14 protein-coding genes are annotated in these 15,324 nt (G+C 45.1%); 6 read left to right on the top strand and 8 right to left on the bottom strand.

Annotated features, from left to right (window positions below):
- Nucleotides 1-75: 75 nt before the first annotated feature.
- Nucleotides 76-1,161 (bottom strand): HBL/NHE enterotoxin family protein, encoded by a 1,086-nt coding sequence (locus AC23P2_RS01800; protein WP_487771603.1) that lies wholly within the window; start codon nt 1,159-1,161, stop codon nt 76-78.
- A 72-nt stretch (nt 1,162-1,233) separates the two neighbouring features.
- Here AC23P2_RS01800 and AC23P2_RS01795 point away from each other — a divergent pair, with 72 nt between their 5' ends.
- A complete protein-coding gene (locus AC23P2_RS01795) occupies nt 1,234-1,428 on the top strand; it encodes a hypothetical protein (RefSeq protein ID WP_487771602.1) in 195 nt (64 codons plus the stop codon).
- A 217-nt stretch (nt 1,429-1,645) separates the two neighbouring features.
- On the opposite strand, the gene AC23P2_RS01790 is transcribed toward AC23P2_RS01795, so the two are convergent.
- A complete protein-coding gene (locus AC23P2_RS01790; protein ID WP_487771601.1) occupies nt 1,646-2,341 on the bottom strand; it encodes a hypothetical protein in 696 nt (231 codons plus the stop codon).
- A 167-nt stretch (nt 2,342-2,508) separates the two neighbouring features.
- Here AC23P2_RS01790 and gcvT point away from each other — a divergent pair, with 167 nt between their 5' ends.
- Together gcvT and AC23P2_RS01780 are read left to right on the top strand one after the other, a co-directional pair.
- A complete protein-coding gene (gene gcvT / locus AC23P2_RS01785) occupies nt 2,509-3,609 on the top strand; it encodes a glycine cleavage system aminomethyltransferase GcvT (protein ID WP_487771600.1) in 1,101 nt (366 codons plus the stop codon).
- 10 nt (nt 3,610-3,619) lie between these two features.
- Nucleotides 3,620-4,327, top strand: a complete 708-nt coding sequence (locus AC23P2_RS01780; RefSeq protein WP_487771599.1) for a 2-phosphosulfolactate phosphatase — start codon at nt 3,620-3,622, stop codon at nt 4,325-4,327.
- A 64-nt stretch (nt 4,328-4,391) separates the two neighbouring features.
- On the opposite strand, the gene thiL is transcribed toward AC23P2_RS01780, so the two are convergent.
- Nucleotides 4,392-5,423 carry a thiamine-phosphate kinase gene (thiL, locus tag AC23P2_RS01775; RefSeq protein WP_487771598.1) on the bottom strand — a complete coding sequence of 344 codons (1,032 nt, stop codon included), beginning with the start codon at nt 5,421-5,423 and terminating at the stop codon, nt 4,392-4,394.
- Between the two features lie 165 nt (nt 5,424-5,588).
- Here thiL and msrA point away from each other — a divergent pair, with 165 nt between their 5' ends.
- The gene (gene msrA / locus AC23P2_RS01770) at nt 5,589-6,242 is read left to right on the top strand and encodes a peptide-methionine (S)-S-oxide reductase MsrA (RefSeq protein ID WP_472490994.1); all 654 of its coding nucleotides are present in this window, start codon (nt 5,589-5,591) and stop codon (nt 6,240-6,242) included.
- An 87-nt stretch (nt 6,243-6,329) separates the two neighbouring features.
- Here the strand turns inward: msrA and AC23P2_RS01765 are convergent, their stop codons facing one another.
- Nucleotides 6,330-8,735: an ABC transporter permease gene (locus AC23P2_RS01765; RefSeq protein WP_487771597.1), complete on the bottom strand. Its 2,406-nt coding sequence runs from the start codon at nt 8,733-8,735 to the stop codon at nt 6,330-6,332.
- 257 nt (nt 8,736-8,992) lie between these two features.
- Between AC23P2_RS01765 and AC23P2_RS01760 the strand changes: the two genes are divergently transcribed.
- Nucleotides 8,993-10,027, top strand: coding sequence for a redoxin domain-containing protein (locus AC23P2_RS01760; RefSeq protein ID WP_487771596.1), 1,035 nt, complete (start codon nt 8,993-8,995; stop codon nt 10,025-10,027).
- 138 nt (nt 10,028-10,165) lie between these two features.
- Here the strand turns inward: AC23P2_RS01760 and AC23P2_RS01755 are convergent, their stop codons facing one another.
- From AC23P2_RS01755 to AC23P2_RS01745, 3 genes are all read right to left on the bottom strand, one after another.
- The gene (locus tag AC23P2_RS01755; protein ID WP_487771595.1) at nt 10,166-10,900 is read right to left on the bottom strand and encodes a transglutaminase-like domain-containing protein; all 735 of its coding nucleotides are present in this window, start codon (nt 10,898-10,900) and stop codon (nt 10,166-10,168) included.
- A gap of 210 nt (nt 10,901-11,110) precedes the next feature.
- The gene (locus AC23P2_RS01750) at nt 11,111-11,872 is read right to left on the bottom strand and encodes a ThuA domain-containing protein (protein ID WP_472491000.1); all 762 of its coding nucleotides are present in this window, start codon (nt 11,870-11,872) and stop codon (nt 11,111-11,113) included.
- Between the two features lie 79 nt (nt 11,873-11,951).
- Nucleotides 11,952-12,410 carry a sterol desaturase family protein gene (locus AC23P2_RS01745; protein WP_487771594.1) on the bottom strand — a complete coding sequence of 153 codons (459 nt, stop codon included), beginning with the start codon at nt 12,408-12,410 and terminating at the stop codon, nt 11,952-11,954.
- Between the two features lie 88 nt (nt 12,411-12,498).
- Between AC23P2_RS01745 and AC23P2_RS01740 the strand changes: the two genes are divergently transcribed.
- A complete protein-coding gene (locus tag AC23P2_RS01740) occupies nt 12,499-14,220 on the top strand; it encodes a M3 family oligoendopeptidase (RefSeq protein WP_487771593.1) in 1,722 nt (573 codons plus the stop codon).
- Nucleotides 14,221-14,331: 111 nt separating this feature from the next.
- Here the strand turns inward: AC23P2_RS01740 and AC23P2_RS01735 are convergent, their stop codons facing one another.
- Nucleotides 14,332-15,324, bottom strand: coding sequence for a hypothetical protein (locus AC23P2_RS01735; RefSeq protein ID WP_487771592.1), 993 nt, complete (start codon nt 15,322-15,324; stop codon nt 14,332-14,334).

Genomic DNA, 15,324 nt, shown 5'->3' with positions numbered 1-15,324 from the left:
AAGGGTTGGGATGAGGTTGAAACCAAAGAATATTGTGTGGCCTGTTACTTTTGAGACAGCATCTTGAAGAAATAACTAGTTTGTTGACTTCTGAACTGGTAGTGTTCCATACTGTTGGATGCTCTTAGCAAGTTCGAGGGTCGTTTCCCAGTCGGCGTTTGCGGCAGAGAGTAAACTCGTCAACCAAGCACCTAAACTTGGGTCATCGGCTTGTTCCAACGCTTGAACCACTTGATTGAAATCCGCCTGTAACGAGTTCCATCCTTTTTGTAAGCTTTCAACGGCTGAAATTCCTTGTGCAACGGCATTGACGAGGGTCGAAATCGTAGCGGCGGCTTGTTGGGTGGACGTCATCACTTGTTGGTCTTGGGCCAACTGAGCGGTGGCATCTGCGTAGGCTTTTTTGGTTTTAGAGTAATCAGCACCTGCTACCCCCATTGCAGTGGTTCCCCCCGCTACTACGGCAAGCCCCCCAACGATTAGAGCCGTGCTGACCCCTGCGGTTTCGATTTCTCCCAAAATCCCTACCACAATCATCAAACCACCCACCACGTCGGCGGTGGCACCCGCGCCAATGATGGCGAGGTCTTTGTTCATGGCGGTGTTATAAGCGGCAACCTCTTTTTGTAACTGCGCAATTTCTCCCTGTTCTCCTCCTAAAGCATTGTTTACGTTGGTAGCATCTTGATTAAAGTTGCGCTCATCCGTCTGAATCAATGGCAAAAAGGCATTAAGAGCATCAATAACGGGCTGCGTGCTTGCTTCGGCTTTTTGCGTTTTATTGATAAGGTTATTCATTCCTTGAGTAAACGTATTGGCATTGTCCCCTTGACTAATGTTTTCAGCTAACGAATACAAAAGGTTATACTCGGCCGACCATAGATTTCCAAACCCAATGACATCGGCAATCGTGTTGACAATGAGTGGGTTGAGGGTGTTTAAGTAATAGGTAGCGTTGGTACGGGCAAGGGCTTGGTGGGCGGGCAAATCTTCGACTACAGTACTTTTTGAGTCAGTATCAACTTGGGAAGGAAGTTTGATGTCAGGAGTTTGTAGTACCGTATTGGTGTACGTTTGGAGCATAATAGAAGTTGACATACTGTTGCTCATTCCTGTTTGTACGTTTGAACTGCCGATGTTTACATCTGATGCAAGTGCCATGATTGTTTGTTGTTTTAAAAAAGGTTGAGTAAAAAGAAATAACGTTGAGGTGATTTGCTTACATGTTCTTCAATGGCTACTACCCGTAAGCGCATAGCAGTAGCTTCTTGGGAGGGAAAAGGCCCAACAATAGAAAGCCAATTACCAAAACAGACTGGTAATTTCCGTTTGTTTTCAAATGAAAACAGAAGCAAAACACCACAGAGAATCATGCTGCTACAAAAGCACCATGAAAAGGCGAAAACCGATAAGGCTTGGACAGATTAAGCCGTGGACGAAAATGGGGAAGAGAATGATTGTTTTTTCATAATTAACATTGACGTTGAGTAATAAAATAAACTGTGTAAGTGATGCCAATAAATAGGACGTACTGGTAAAAACTCACGAAGCAAATTTAGATAAAGTCCTTATAAATGTCAACAAATAAGTGTTATTATTTTGGTATAAAAAATGTTGCTTTTGGAAAAGTTCTTTTGGTAACTTTTTATCCCCATTGCTCATCTGCGTATTCACTTTCACTTGACTTGGAAACAAACAAAGGCCGTGCTTTGACGGGGCGTTCTGGTTTGACGGTTCGGAAGTTACGGTATTGCTCGTCCGAAATGATTTCGAGTAAAAGAGCACGTTTGAGAATAACCGTAAAAGGCATTTGGAAAAAATCAGCAATGTCCATTGCCAACGACGGCGAAAGTTTGGAGATACCTCGGTGAAAAAAGCTACGCACGTCGGTCTCAGGAAGGAAGGTTTCAAACACCAACTGTTCGGCGCGGGTGCTGAGTTCGGCGGCGGGGTAGTTCATGTATAACCCCAAAGAAGTGACCAAAAAACAGGTGTAGTAGTGGCGTTCGTAATCAGACGCTTTGGCATTGATAAAAACCCATCCTTTGTTTTGATACAAGGCCGAAAAGCCTACAAAATCGTTTTCGACGTGGTGAAGTTGGGCTACTTTTACGTCTTCGGGATACGCTAACCGCCGCCCAATTTGCCGAATAATCTCCTGCCCCGACGATACATCGGCGGCCTCGCCAGCGGGTTCGAGTAGCCACTCCTCTGTCAAGAGCGTTTGAAAAAGATGCTCTCCTTCACGTTGTGCCGCGATTTGTCCCAAATGCAGCACCGTGCGGTTGGGCAAATGAAAATCAATGGCTACTTGGTTGACAGGTGGCTTTCTCTTTCCCATGGCTTTCTTAAAAGCTTGATTCCTAGACAAAAGTACGTGGAATTTATAAATGCAGCTAGAGCGTCTTGTTCATTTTTTTGAAATAACTCGTTTTTCAAAACCTGCACTTTTCTGATTGTCAATTTAGAAAGGTAGCTTTGCACCCAAAATTTCAACAAGCCAAGAACATGACTGAGCAACTAAAAACAGTTCCTCTTAACGACCTACACCAACAGTTGGGGGCAAAAATGGTACCATTTGCGGGCTACGTAATGCCTGTTCGCTATTCGTCTGACCTCGAAGAACACCACTGCGTTCGCAACGGAGTGGGTGTGTTTGATGTGTCGCACATGGGTGAGTTTATTGTCAAAGGACCCAAAGCTTTAGACTTGATTCAGCGCGTATCGGCCAACGACGCTTCGGTGCTTTTTGACGGAAAAATTCAATACAGCTATCTCCCCAACGGAAAAGGTGGGGTAGTGGATGATTTGTTGGTGTATCGAGTGAGTGCGGATGAATACTTTTTGGTCGTCAATGCTTCTAATATCGAAAAAGATTGGAATTGGATTCAGGGCCAAAATACCGAAGGTGTTGAAATGCAGAACATCTCGGACGACCTTTGTTTGTTTGCCGTTCAAGGCCCTAAAGCTGCCGAAGCGCTGCAATCGCTCACCGAGGTTAATTTGTCAGAAATGGACTATTATACCTTTGTAAAAGGTACGTTTGCGGGTTTGCCTGACATCATCATCTCTGCCACTGGCTATACGGGTGCGGGTGGTTTTGAGTTATACATACCAAAAGAATACGCTGTAGAAGTATGGAAAGGTATTTTTGAGGCAGGCAAAGAGCTGGGTATCAAACCAATTGGCCTTGGCGCACGCGATACGCTGCGTTTGGAAATGGGCTATTGCCTTTATGGAAACGATATTGATGATACGACCTCGCCGTTGGAGGCGGGACTTGGCTGGGTTACTAAGTTTACCAAAAATTTTATTGATTCAGACGTCCTTCTTGCCCAAAAACAAGCGGGTCTTGCCAATAAATTGGTAGGTTTTGAAATGATTGACCGTGGAATCCCACGCGGGCACTACGAATTGTGTGATGCCGACGGAAATGTGATTGGGCATGTTACCTCAGGAACGCAGTCGCCAACTTTGTCAAAAGGAATTGGACTCGGCTATGTTCCATTGGCAAACAGCAAAGTCGGAAGTGAAATTTTTGTAAAAGTACGCGAGCGTTTGCTCAAAGCCCAAGTAGTGAAATTGCCTTTTGTAAAACCAACGGTCTAATATTTTTTGTATGAAATCAATTGATGTTTGTTTAACCCCCGATTTGCTTCACCTTCATAATATTGATAATACGATTGTTGTAGTAACGGACATCTTTCGGGCTACCTCGTGCATGGTGACGGGCCTGGCTTATGGCGTAGGAAGTATCACGCCCGTGGCCACGGTGGAAGAATGCTTTGAACTTCAACAAAAAGGCTACATCGCCGCTGCCGAACGGAATGCCATGAAAGTCGAAGGGTTTGACCTCGACAATTCGCCGTTTAGCTACATGGACGAAGACCTAGTGGGGGCAAACATTGCGATGACGACCACCAACGGTACTTTATCCATCACTAAAGCCAAAACTTCGGCGGTGAAAGTATTGGTGGGCGCATTTTTGAATTTAGGAGCCATTGTTAACCACCTTCAATCGCAGCCTTACGACGTACTCGTGTTGTGTGCGGGCTGGAAAGGTCGGGTTAATTTGGAAGATACATTGTTTGCGGGAGCGTTGGTCGATGCCCTTAAAGACGAATACATTATCGGAGAAGACAGTGCTTTGATGGCCATGCGGGCGTACCAACAAGCCCAAAATGACTTGTTAGGATACGTCGCCAACTCGTCGCACGTGCGTCGTTTGCAGCGTTTAGGAATTCATAAAGACATTGCCTACTGCTTGCAGCGCGACTTATACGACGTTGTGCCCGTACTTCGCGGAAGCACCCTCGTGAATATGTAGTATTGTGGTGTGGGTTGCTCACAACCCACACGCCGCAGTTCGGGTTGTGAGCAACCCGAACACACTACTGCGTCAAATGCTGCCAACCTTGCGCCTGCACGGGGAAGCGGCCACCTCCTTTGGTCACAATTTCTACGGCAGAGGGGTCATTGGTCATAAAGCCAATAAAACTAATGTGCGGTGAATTTTTGATTTTTTCGTAGTCGGTTTGTTTAATCGTAAACAACAACTCGTAATCTTCGCCACCGTTCAATGCCGCCGTTAAAGGACTTAATTTAAACTCATCGGCGGTGAGGAATGTCTCATCGGCGACAGGGATATGTTCTTCAAAAATCTGGGCACCCGTTCCTGATTGTTTGCACAAATGTAAGATTTCGGACGCCAATCCGTCGGATACGTCAATCATTGAAGTAGGTACCAAATCGGCATCATTCAACTCATAAATGATGTTGGTACGTGCTTCAGGCTTGAGCTGACGGCCTACCAAGTAAGCCTTATCTTCAAGCTGGGGTTGCATGTTGGGGTTTTCCAAAAACTCCCTTTTTTCGCGTTCGAGCAATTGAAGTCCTAAGTACGCCGCGCCTAAGTCGCCCGTCACACAAATGACGTCGTTGGGCTGGGCGCCGCTTCGGTACGCGATTTTGTCTTTTTTGACCGTTCCGATGGCCGTCACTGATAACACTAGCCCCGACCGCGACGCACTCGTGTCGCCTCCTACCAAGTCAACTTTGTAGGCTTCACAGGCCGCTTGAATACCTGCATACAGCTCATCAATGGCTTCCACCGAAAAACGGTTGCTTAGCCCAATGCTCACCGTAATTTGGCGGGGAGTGCCGTTCATGGCAGCAATGTCAGAGACGTTGACGGCCACGGCCTTAAAGCCTAAATGTTTTAGAGGGGCGTAGCTCAAATCGAAATGAACACCCTCGATGAGCATATCGGTCGAAACTAAAGTATATTCATCACTGCCCGTGTCGATGACGGCAGCGTCGTCACCAATTCCTTTGATGGTTTGGGGCAAAACAGGAGTAAATTGCTGATTGATGCGCTCAATTAGCCCAAATTCGCCTAAAGTGGAAAGCTCGGTTCTCGTCATTTTGGAAAAAGTGTCAGATGGCTGACATTCGCTTTGAATTAAAAGTCAGATAATTGTATCACAAAACTTTTCGCTGCAAAGTTCGTTAAAATTACGTCTTTTCTCGTATGTATTTGCGGGAAACACGCCAAGGCACTTTCACAACCCCTTTTTTGTTGATTAATTATGAAGACATTCCTTAAAAAACTTATTCTCGGAACGCTGACGTTGACGGCTCTTTCGTCGTGTGGACAGTCGGCAAAAAAAATCGAACAAATGGAAGACAAAGCAAAAACGCTGACAGGATTGGCCACCGCGACCTTTGGTACGGGTTGTTTTTGGTGTACCGAAGCCGTCTATCACGAGATGGAAGGTGTGGAGTCGGTGGTGTCGGGGTATTCGGGTGGTTTTATTGAAAACCCTACTTACGAACAAGTATGTAGCAAAGTAACGGGCCATGCCGAATGCGTGGAAATCAAATACGACCCTAAAAAGGTAAGTTACGTGGAGCTATTGGAAGTATTTTTCCGCGTCCATGACCCAACGACCAAAGACCGCCAAGGCAACGACGTTGGGCCGCAGTACCGTTCGGTCATTTTTTACCACAACGATGAGCAAAAACAGTTGGCCGAAAAAGCCATTAAAGAACTGAACGCCTCGGGAGCTTACAGCAAGCCTATTGTAACAGAAGTGGCAAAAGCAGAGAAGTTTTATGTGGCCGAAGCATACCACCAAAACTATTTTGCCAACAACCCAAACCAAGGCTATTGTGCCTTCGTGGTAGCACCCAAAGTGGATAAGTTCCGTAAGGTGTTTAAAGAGAAATTGAAGAAGAATTAGTGAGGTATCAAGTTAAAAGCACCACGTTCATCATTGAGCGTGGTGCTTTGTTTTGAGCATTACTTTATTGGTTTCAAATCGTGTTATTTACTCTGCTCGTAAGTGTTTCACGGGATTGGTCACGACGGCTTTCATTGCATGGCCTATGATGGTGGCGGCGGTAATGGCAACCATAAGCCCGAGTGTAGCCACCAAAAACCAGCCGCTCATTTGGATGCGATAAGCGTATTGCTGCAACCAACCCGACGTAAGCCACCAGCCTAGGGGGGCGGCAATGGCAAATCCTACCAACAATAAGCGACTAAATTCTCGCCCAAAAACCCACAGCAATTGTTCGGTTCGCGCGCCAAGCACTCGCCGAACGCCAATTTCCTTCGCCCGTTTTTCGGCCATAAACGTCACCAAGCCATACAGACCGAGGCAGTTCATGGCGATGGCAATAAAGGCGAAAATCTGTACAAAACCAGCCAATAGTTGCTCCATTTTTGTGAAAGAGTCGAGCAGTTCATTCAAGAAACTCCTTCTATAAATATCTTCTGGAAAAGTGTTGTTCCAAATTGCTTCAACTGCGTTACTAGCCGAGGACACTGCCGAGGGTGCAAAGGTGAGAATCGCCATTGAGCTGTGAGATAAGTCATGTAACAGCGCGATTGGACGGATGGGCTCGTGCAAATTTCCCGTACGAAAATCTTTAACAACGCCCGCAATAACGTGCTCCGCACCTTTGATACGAATGGGTTTTCCGATGATTTCATTGGAGGAAGCGGAAGCGATGCCGAGCTGTTTTACAAAAGTTTCATTCACCAGTACTTCGTGGCGAGAGGTATCCTTTTTGCTAAAATTCTGCCCTTTGACGAGAGAAAGCCCAAAAGCAGAGAGGTAGTGCTCATCGGCGGTGCGGACGAGGATTTCAAACGATTCGGGTTCTGTAGAGGTATGATAACTGAACGGGCTGGGACGGTTGTAGGGAGAAACGGGCGGTTCGTTGGCAAAGGTAACGGATTGTACCCCAGGCGTATCTAACCAACTTTTGCGCAACCGTTCGTAAGGAATAGGGCCTTGTTTGGGTAACCAAACCACCAATTTGTCGTTGGTTCTAAAGCCCCAATCGGCTTTTTGCATGTGCCGAAGTTGGCTGGTAATGACCAATACTACAATCAAAAAGAGCTGGGTGAGTAAAAATTGTCCCGTTATCAGTGTTCTCCGAATGGTGAACCCGCCTTTGGCCCTGGTCAATCGCCCCGCGAGGGCTTTGATTGGATTAAAACCCGAGAGCACCCAAGAAGGGTAAAAACCCGCCAAAAAAACCACACCCAATACCAGCGGAACAAACCAAAGTAGCGCATTGGGGGTAAACAAATCTAAGACCGAAATGTTGGGATGTAGCGTTTGGTCTTGCTGAGTGAGCGTGTCATTGACTACGGGTAAGGCCAACTGGGTCAAAATTAAGGCAAGAAGTACGGCGGCGAAAGTTAGCAGGGCGGTTTCGGTCATAAACTGCTTTATCAATTGCCAGCGATTGCTACCCACCACTTTGCGAACGCCCGTTTCGTGGGCGCGTTGCAAGGCTTGGGCGGTGGCCAAGTTGACGTAATTGATACAAGCCGCTGCCACAAGCAACAACCCAACGGCCATTAGAGCAAACAAAATAGGGCGAGGTGCCATGCCGCTTCGAGCGTGATTGAGCTCCGTCAGTGGAAGTACTTGGTAAGAAAAGTTGCGAATTTGAGCCGCTGGCAAATGCTTCTTCTGAACGGCTGCCAAGGCAGTGGTTAGTTGATTGGGAGAAATGCCCTTGCGCAGTCGCACAAAACACATGCTCTGAAGCCCTAACCAATCGTTGAGAGCAGCAGCTGGCTCCAAATTGGCGAGAGTTGCGTAGGAGACGAGCCCGTCGTAACGAAGTTGGGTGTTTGAGGGTGGATTTTTAATGATACCCGTAACGGTCAGATTGACCCGATTGTCTAGGCGTACAGTTTTTCCAAGGGCGAGTGTGGTTTGAAAATACTTCTCGGCGTATCGCTCACTGATGACGATGGCATTGGGCGTTGCCAAGGCTTTTTGAGGGTCGCCACTGAGCCATTCTACCCCAAACAAATCAAAATACTGAGGCTCAGTGAAGCACATGTTTCGCGATTCATTGAACTTCTTTTCCCAACCTCCTTGGCCATTAGGAATGCTGATGGTACGTCCAAAAAAGGTTTCTAATTTAACAGCGCTTTCTACAAACGAATAATCGCGGCGGAGCACTTCGGCCAGAGGGCGAGGAGCAGCATCGGTTTGAAGCGTTTTTTCTCTTTTTAGATCGGTTACTACCCAATACGAGCGTTCTACCTCAGGGTGATAACGGTCAAATGTCAACATGTAGTTGACGATAAGAAAAATGACCAAGCCACTCGCCAGTCCGATACTTAAATTAGCGATGCGGATTAGGTTGATTTTCTTCTCACGCCGAATGCGGCGCCAAGCAAAAGTGAGGTAGTGCCAGAGCATAAAAGGAGGTTTTCTAAATAATTGAATTTTATTTTAATAAAAGTATTTTTTATATATAAATATACTATATATAAAATAAAATTTTTTAATAAAAATCTAAGAATGATTAGACGGGTCGCTTGTAACTCACTTATGAAAGGGGGTGACTCTATGAAGCTATTTTTAATGCGTTAACCTATTGAAATAATATAATGATTACAACGTTATAGAAATTAGTTAATATAATAAGTGATTTTTACTTAAACCCAGAGATAGTTATGAGAAGTTTTTTTATTTTACTTTTTATAGGCATTAATTTAAAATTATGTGCCCAGAAACAAGTATTTCGGCTAGAGGGAAAAATTAGTAATGCAGATAGTGTATCAACAATTACTATTATGATTATCGGTAATAATGAAATAAAGCAGCCTACCTCAAAGGTTATTGATGGAAAATTTGTTTTTGAAGGTTATATAGAACACCCCTGCCTTGCAATAATAAATACAGATAAAGTGAAGGGAGGACTAGGAGTATGGTTGACAAATGGAGTAATTAAAGTAAACTTAGCTCCGTATAAGTATGAAGGTCAGAAGGAGTATAGGTTGCAAACATTGTTCATTGAGGGTGTACAAGAATCTCAAGATTTTATTTCGCAAATGAACGTGCAAAATAAAATCGTACAGACTGAAAAGAATGTACTTAAAAGGAATATAATGATTGGTGATGAAGTTGAAAAGTATGCCAATACTCATAAGACGTCCTATTTATCTCTCTTTTTAGTAAATCAAGCAATGTATTATTGCGGAGTACAAAGGACTAAAAAGCAATTTTTGGGGCTTTCCGAAGAATTGCAAAATTCAGAAGAAGGTCGTGATTTGCAAAAAGAAATCGAAAAAAACGAACAAAATGCCATTGGCGAAATACTAACAGACTTCATAGTTTTTGATACACAAGGAAGAATGAGGCAATTAAGTACAATGATAAAGGGAAAAACAATATTGAATTTTTGGGCTTCCTGGTGTGGGCCTTGTCGGTATGAGAATAAGGTGTTAGTAGAGCATCAAAAGTTACTAGAAAAAAAATCAATAGAGATAATAAGTATTTCATTAGATGAAGAGAGGGAGAATTGGTTGAAAGCAATTCAAAAAGATGGGCTGAACTGGCCTCAACTTTTAGAGCTAAAGGGTGGCTTTAAAGGTGAACTTGTACAAAAGCTCAAAATTACGGGTATTCCATACACATTATTAGTGGATGAGAATTTGAAAATTATCTCTACTAATTTTCAAGATATTTTGTTGTTAGAGAAAAATTAGCGTAGATGTTATTTTTAGACTAAACGCGTTTGAAAGGGAGGGATAACCTTCAAGTAAGGCAAGTACAGGCTTTTGCAGTTCTGTAGGAATGTCATCTTAGTAGCCTAAAAGGTTTCTAGAAAGAACAATCTGCCGCTTTCATTCCTCCAACAGCTCCGTCTCTACTTCCAGCGAATTGAGGGTGGCATTGCCAAATTGTGTCACCATCGCGACGTCGGCGGCGTCGCGGCCGTAGCCAAGGACAACGCGGTAGCCGTGGGTTTCTGATTGAACGGCGTCGAAAGTGTACCATTTGTCGCCTACGTAGGCTTCAAACCAGGCGTGTAAATCCATGAAATTGAGCTTGTCGAGGTAGCCGACGGTCATTCGAGAAGGAATAGACAGCGTTCGGCATAAGGCAATGCCCAAATGCGTAAAATCGCGGCATACGCCTACTCGTTGATAAACCAAATCTAAGGCAGTAGTGCTTGAGTGGGTGGTATTGTATTGGTAACGAATGTGTTGATAAATCCAGCGTCTGATGGCTTCTACTTGCTCATAGCCCCAAGAGGCATCGCCTACGATTTGGCTTGCTAGGTTTTGGAGTTCTGGTAAGTCCGACTGGCAATAGCGGCTCGGAGAAAGATATACCAACGTTTCGATGGGTAAATCTTCTACCAAAATGTAAGGAGGGAAAGGAGCATTTGGCGCTTCTTCTTCGTTGACCAGCACTTCTATTTCGGTAGTAATCGTTAGCTGACCGACGGGCAAAACGGCGCGTACACAATGGTTTTCATAACAATCGTTGTAAGTACTAAAAGGAACGAAAGGCTCAATGTGAAATTCTTCTTTTAAGACAGCTTGCCCTTCTTGGCGTCGGGGACTAAGAAGCATTTGAACGGTTGTAGGGGTGTGTATTTGGTACTTAAATACACTTTTACCTCTTATCTTCATGGGTAAGAAACGTCGTAATAGAATTTTGTGTAAAGTACCAAAAAAAACGCAGTTTTAGCATCATTTTCGCTGATTTTTGGTGTATAAAAAAGGCAGGTTCCTTGCGGGCCTGCCTTTCTCGTGATTGTACTCAGGTGCCAACGTAACCCCTTACATTGGTTTCTTTACGGACTTGCGTCCCATGGCGTATTCGATGCCGCCTAAAAGGTGTTGGACAAACAATGGTTCTACAAACGATTCGTCGGTGTGGCCGCCACCTGTGTAAAACGAGCGCCCTCCGTCAAATTCACGATACCATATAAACGGGTGATTGACCCCGTTTGCGCCTCCTTTGTAGGTGCTTTCATCGAGCGTGGCGAGGACTTTAATCCCCAACACAATTTTTTTATAGTTGTATAATTCGTCAAAACGTTTCCAACGGTCAGGAAGCATAGACGTCGAAGGGTGATTTTGGCTGTGTACCACCACGTCCACGCTTTGCTGCTTGGGGTGGCTTAAAAAGTACGCACCCACCAATTGATTGTACCAAGGCCAATCGTATTCGGTATCTGCCGCCGCGTGAATCCCTACGTAGCCGCCTCCCCCGCGAATGTATTGCTCAAAAGCAGTTTGCTGAGCATCGTTGAGGACGTCGCCTGTGGTACTCAAAAACACCACTGCTTTGTATTTTTTTAAGTTCTCGGACGTAAATGCGCTCGCATCTTCAGTCGTATCTACGGCGAATTTGTTTTGTTCACCAAGCAACATCAACGCGGCTTTCCCTTTGGGGATAGAAGCGTGGCGGAATCCCTTGGTTTTAGCAAAAACTAAAATCGCATCTTTCGTCGTTGATGCGGCTTTTTTCTTTTTCTGGGCAAACGAACTTACCGTGAGCGCCAACAAGAAAGCGCAGCAGTAAAACAATCTTGTCATAATCTTAATCTGGTATTTTGGGAAAAAAGACGCGCCCAAATGAAAACTACTATAAAAACTGAGAAGTAGTTGAGAGTTATTATTCACCCTTCACGGAGGCTTTCTCGTATTTTTTGGGGGCATACAAAAACCCAAATGCCTCGGCGCCGTCGCGCTCGTGGACTTTGTGATGAATATAATGCGCCCGAATGATTCGGTTGAGGTAACGATTGCTGGTTTTAAATTTGATTTTTACCCGACGGTGAACAATCACGTCGTGAAAAAGAAAATACCCAATGCCGTACAGGGTAATGCCAAAACCAACGTACATCAACCAACGAAGCGATTCCACTTCTGAGCCCACTACGATGAGGGCGGTAGCCGACGCGCCAAAAATAATGCCAAAGAGGTCATTGGTTTCCCACCAGCCTTTGTGATGTACGTGGTGCGATTCGTGCCAGTTCCACATGATGCCGTGCATGATGTATTTGTGCGTGAACCAGGCAAAGCCTTCCATAAAAACAAACGTGCCGAGCACAAGGAGAAAATTGAGTAGCATGGGAAATATATGTCCGATGTTTTCAGAAAAACCAATTTTTAGGTTCTTTTGTTAGACAACAAAATCAAAACATTGCAAAATTAGCTATATGTCAGCACTTACCATACCGCAGCGACCGCCCCGTCCGTTTTTGGGGGAGGAATTTTCTTTGACAACTTGGGAACAACTTCAACCTTTTTATGAAAATCTAAAAAACCGCGTCATTGAATCGACCGACGAGCTTCGTCAGTGGTTTCTGGATAAAAGTGAATTGGAGTCGTACTTGTCGGAAAATTTCGCGTGGCGATACATCCGCATGACCTGCGATACCAGCAGCGAACAATATCAACAAGAGTTTAACGATTTTGTGGAAAACTTTCAGCCACAGTTGAGTACCTACGGAAATGAGTTGGATAAGAAAGCCTTGGCCAGCCCTTTTTTGAACGAACTCAAAGACCAAGGTTTTGAGGTAGCGCTGCGCGGAATGAAAAAAGCGATTGAGATTTTTAGGGAAGAAAATATTCCATTACAAACGCAAATCCAGACCGAGCAAGCCAAATACGGCGCGATTATCGGGGCGATGACGGTGACAATAAATGGGGAAGAAATGACGCTCCAAAAAGCATCGGATATATTGCAATCAACCGACCGTGCGGTGCGTGAAGAAGCTTGGCAACAAATTCAATCACGCCGCTTGGCCGACAAAGATACGCTAGACCAATTACTCAATTCACTACGCGATTTGCGGCATGAAGTCGCTACCAACGCAGGTTTTACTAACTTCCGCGATTATATGTTTGCGGCGCTTGGTCGTTTTGATTACACGCCACAAGATTGTTTCAACTTTCACGAATCGGTGGCAGAAGCAGTGGTGCCTATGCTCAATGACATGGCCCAAGAGCGTAAAAAAGCGTTGGCATTGGAAGCGCTTCGCCCGTGGGATTTTAAAGTGGATCCCCAAAACCGCCCGCCGCTAAAACCGTTTAGTACGGGGGAAGAATTGTTGGAAAAAACGATTACTTGTTTTACGAACCTTGATCCACAATTGGGTGATTATCTACGGATTATGAAAGCCATGGGTCATCTCGACCTCGAATCAAGAAAGGGAAAAGCGCCAGGCGGGTACAATTATCCGTTGGAGGAAATAGGAGTGCCGTTCATTTTTATGAATGCTACCTCCAACCTGCGCGATTTGGTGACTTTGTTGCACGAAGGCGGCCACGCCGTACACAATTTCGTGACGCGGGATTTGATGCTCAACGCCTTCAAAAACCCTCCTGCTGAAGTGGCGGAATTGGCCTCAATGAGCATGGAATTGTTGACAATGGATTATTGGGATGTGTTTTTTGATAACGAAGATGACCTGCGCCGCGCTAAAATCCAGCACTTGGAGTCGATTATCGAAACTTTACCTTGGGTAGCAACGATTGATAAATTCCAACATTGGTTGTACGAAAATCCTACTCATACCGTCGAGCAACGGCAAGCAGCGTGGTTAGCGGTTTATGAACAATTCAGTGACTCCATAACCGACTGGAACGGGCTCGAAGACGCGAAAAAATACATTTGGCAAAAACAGCTCCACATTTACGAAGTACCGTTTTACTACATTGAATACGGCATGGCGCAGCTAGGAGCCGTAGGGGTGTGGCGCAATTACAAACAAAACCCACAAAAGGGTCTTGAAGGGTATTTGAACGCCTTGAAATTGGGCTACACCGTTCCGATTAGCCAGATTTACGCCGCAGCCAACATTCCTTTTGACTTCTCAAAAGGCTACATCACTGAGTTAATGAATTTTGTCAAAGAGGAACTGACGAAGTTGAAATAAAACTGATTTTGGAGTGTCGAGGGCAGACAGGGTCGCCTGTGCGATGCAGAATGTCGAATAAGTGGATTTAATTCGACATTCTGCACTCTACATTCGATATTTTAAATTGGCTTAATTTTTGGGCTTTTCAATGGGTTTAAAACGCACTTCAGTGGTATAGACTGCGTCATTGATAGCGTCTAAATAAGGAGAAGAAGGAAACTCTTTCTGAAAACGTTCCAAAAGTCGCTTAAAGTTGGTCGGTTTGCGGTTCATTCCTACGGTCATACGGGCAAAAAGCGATCGGTGGGTAAGCTGGGCTAGGGTCAACTCGCGCGTGTGAGGGAGGTGTTGGAGCCCTTCCGAAAGCGTATCGTAAGACTTTTCCCATTGGCTGCTGTCGGCAATCACCAATGCCCCTCGCACCATACCCATGTCTAAACTCGTTCCCAAAAAATGCTGGTTAACAGACGAGATATATAAATCAGCGACGCGGGCGTCGTCTGAAAGGAGTTTAAACGGCGGTTTTTCGTTGATGTACAGTTCACCCTGCGACCGAATGTGCGCTTGTTTACGAATATACTTTTGTCCTTCAATGGACGCCATGACGTAGGTGTTCACAAACGAATGGGTAGTATCACACGTTCGTTGGAAGCGCTCCCAATACTGATCCGCGAGGTCATTGACGATGGTACTATAATTATCCAACGACATGTGCCTCACCAGCGGTTTATCGGCCAAAGAATCTCGCCCAAGAAGCATACTTTCGTACAAAAAATGATGCAAAGCGGCCGTACGACCTTGCACCTGAGGTGATTGCGTACGACTCGGGTTGCAAAAAACGAGGGTATCGTTGGGCGATAAAATAAAATCAACCCGATAACCGAGGCAATCAATGGAAACTTTCTGGGTTGTTTCTAAACGAATATCGGTTTCAAAGTTGCCATGATTATCTGTGCGTCCTTTCGCAATCGAACTCGACGAATAGAGAGCGTTCGAGGGCCTGATCGAAATTTGGTAATTTGAGGACGGAAAACCCTCAAAATGCCCCCGAATGTGAACATTGGGTTGCGCAAGGCACTGCATCGCTCCCAATAACAACGTACACAAAAATCGCATCTTCAT

It is taken from the genome of Runella sp. R0.1_18 (genome assembly GCF_057652155.1).
Note: the sequence above shows the minus strand (reverse complement) of the source record. Positions and strands in the feature narration are given on the sequence as shown.

Coding starts and splice junctions, on each gene's coding strand:
- AC23P2_RS01755 (WP_487771595.1), bottom strand. CDS start 10,900: ATGCTTCTTAGTCCCCGACGCCAAGAAGGGCAAGCTGTCTTAAAAGAA.
- AC23P2_RS01760 (WP_487771596.1), top strand. CDS start 8,993: ATGAGAAGTTTTTTTATTTTACTTTTTATAGGCATTAATTTAAAATTA.
- AC23P2_RS01780 (WP_487771599.1), top strand. CDS start 3,620: ATGAAATCAATTGATGTTTGTTTAACCCCCGATTTGCTTCACCTTCAT.
- AC23P2_RS01750 (WP_472491000.1), bottom strand. CDS start 11,872: ATGACAAGATTGTTTTACTGCTGCGCTTTCTTGTTGGCGCTCACGGTA.
- msrA (WP_472490994.1), top strand. CDS start 5,589: ATGAAGACATTCCTTAAAAAACTTATTCTCGGAACGCTGACGTTGACG.
- AC23P2_RS01790 (WP_487771601.1), bottom strand. CDS start 2,341: ATGGGAAAGAGAAAGCCACCTGTCAACCAAGTAGCCATTGATTTTCAT.
- AC23P2_RS01740 (WP_487771593.1), top strand. CDS start 12,499: ATGTCAGCACTTACCATACCGCAGCGACCGCCCCGTCCGTTTTTGGGG.
- AC23P2_RS01745 (WP_487771594.1), bottom strand. CDS start 12,410: ATGCTACTCAATTTTCTCCTTGTGCTCGGCACGTTTGTTTTTATGGAA.
- AC23P2_RS01800 (WP_487771603.1), bottom strand. CDS start 1,161: ATGGCACTTGCATCAGATGTAAACATCGGCAGTTCAAACGTACAAACA.
- AC23P2_RS01735 (WP_487771592.1), bottom strand. CDS start 15,324: ATGAAGATGCGATTTTTGTGTACGTTGTTATTGGGAGCGATGCAGTGC.
- thiL (WP_487771598.1), bottom strand. CDS start 5,423: ATGACGAGAACCGAGCTTTCCACTTTAGGCGAATTTGGGCTAATTGAG.
- AC23P2_RS01765 (WP_487771597.1), bottom strand. CDS start 8,735: ATGCTCTGGCACTACCTCACTTTTGCTTGGCGCCGCATTCGGCGTGAG.
- AC23P2_RS01795 (WP_487771602.1), top strand. CDS start 1,234: ATGGCTACTACCCGTAAGCGCATAGCAGTAGCTTCTTGGGAGGGAAAA.
- gcvT (WP_487771600.1), top strand. CDS start 2,509: ATGACTGAGCAACTAAAAACAGTTCCTCTTAACGACCTACACCAACAG.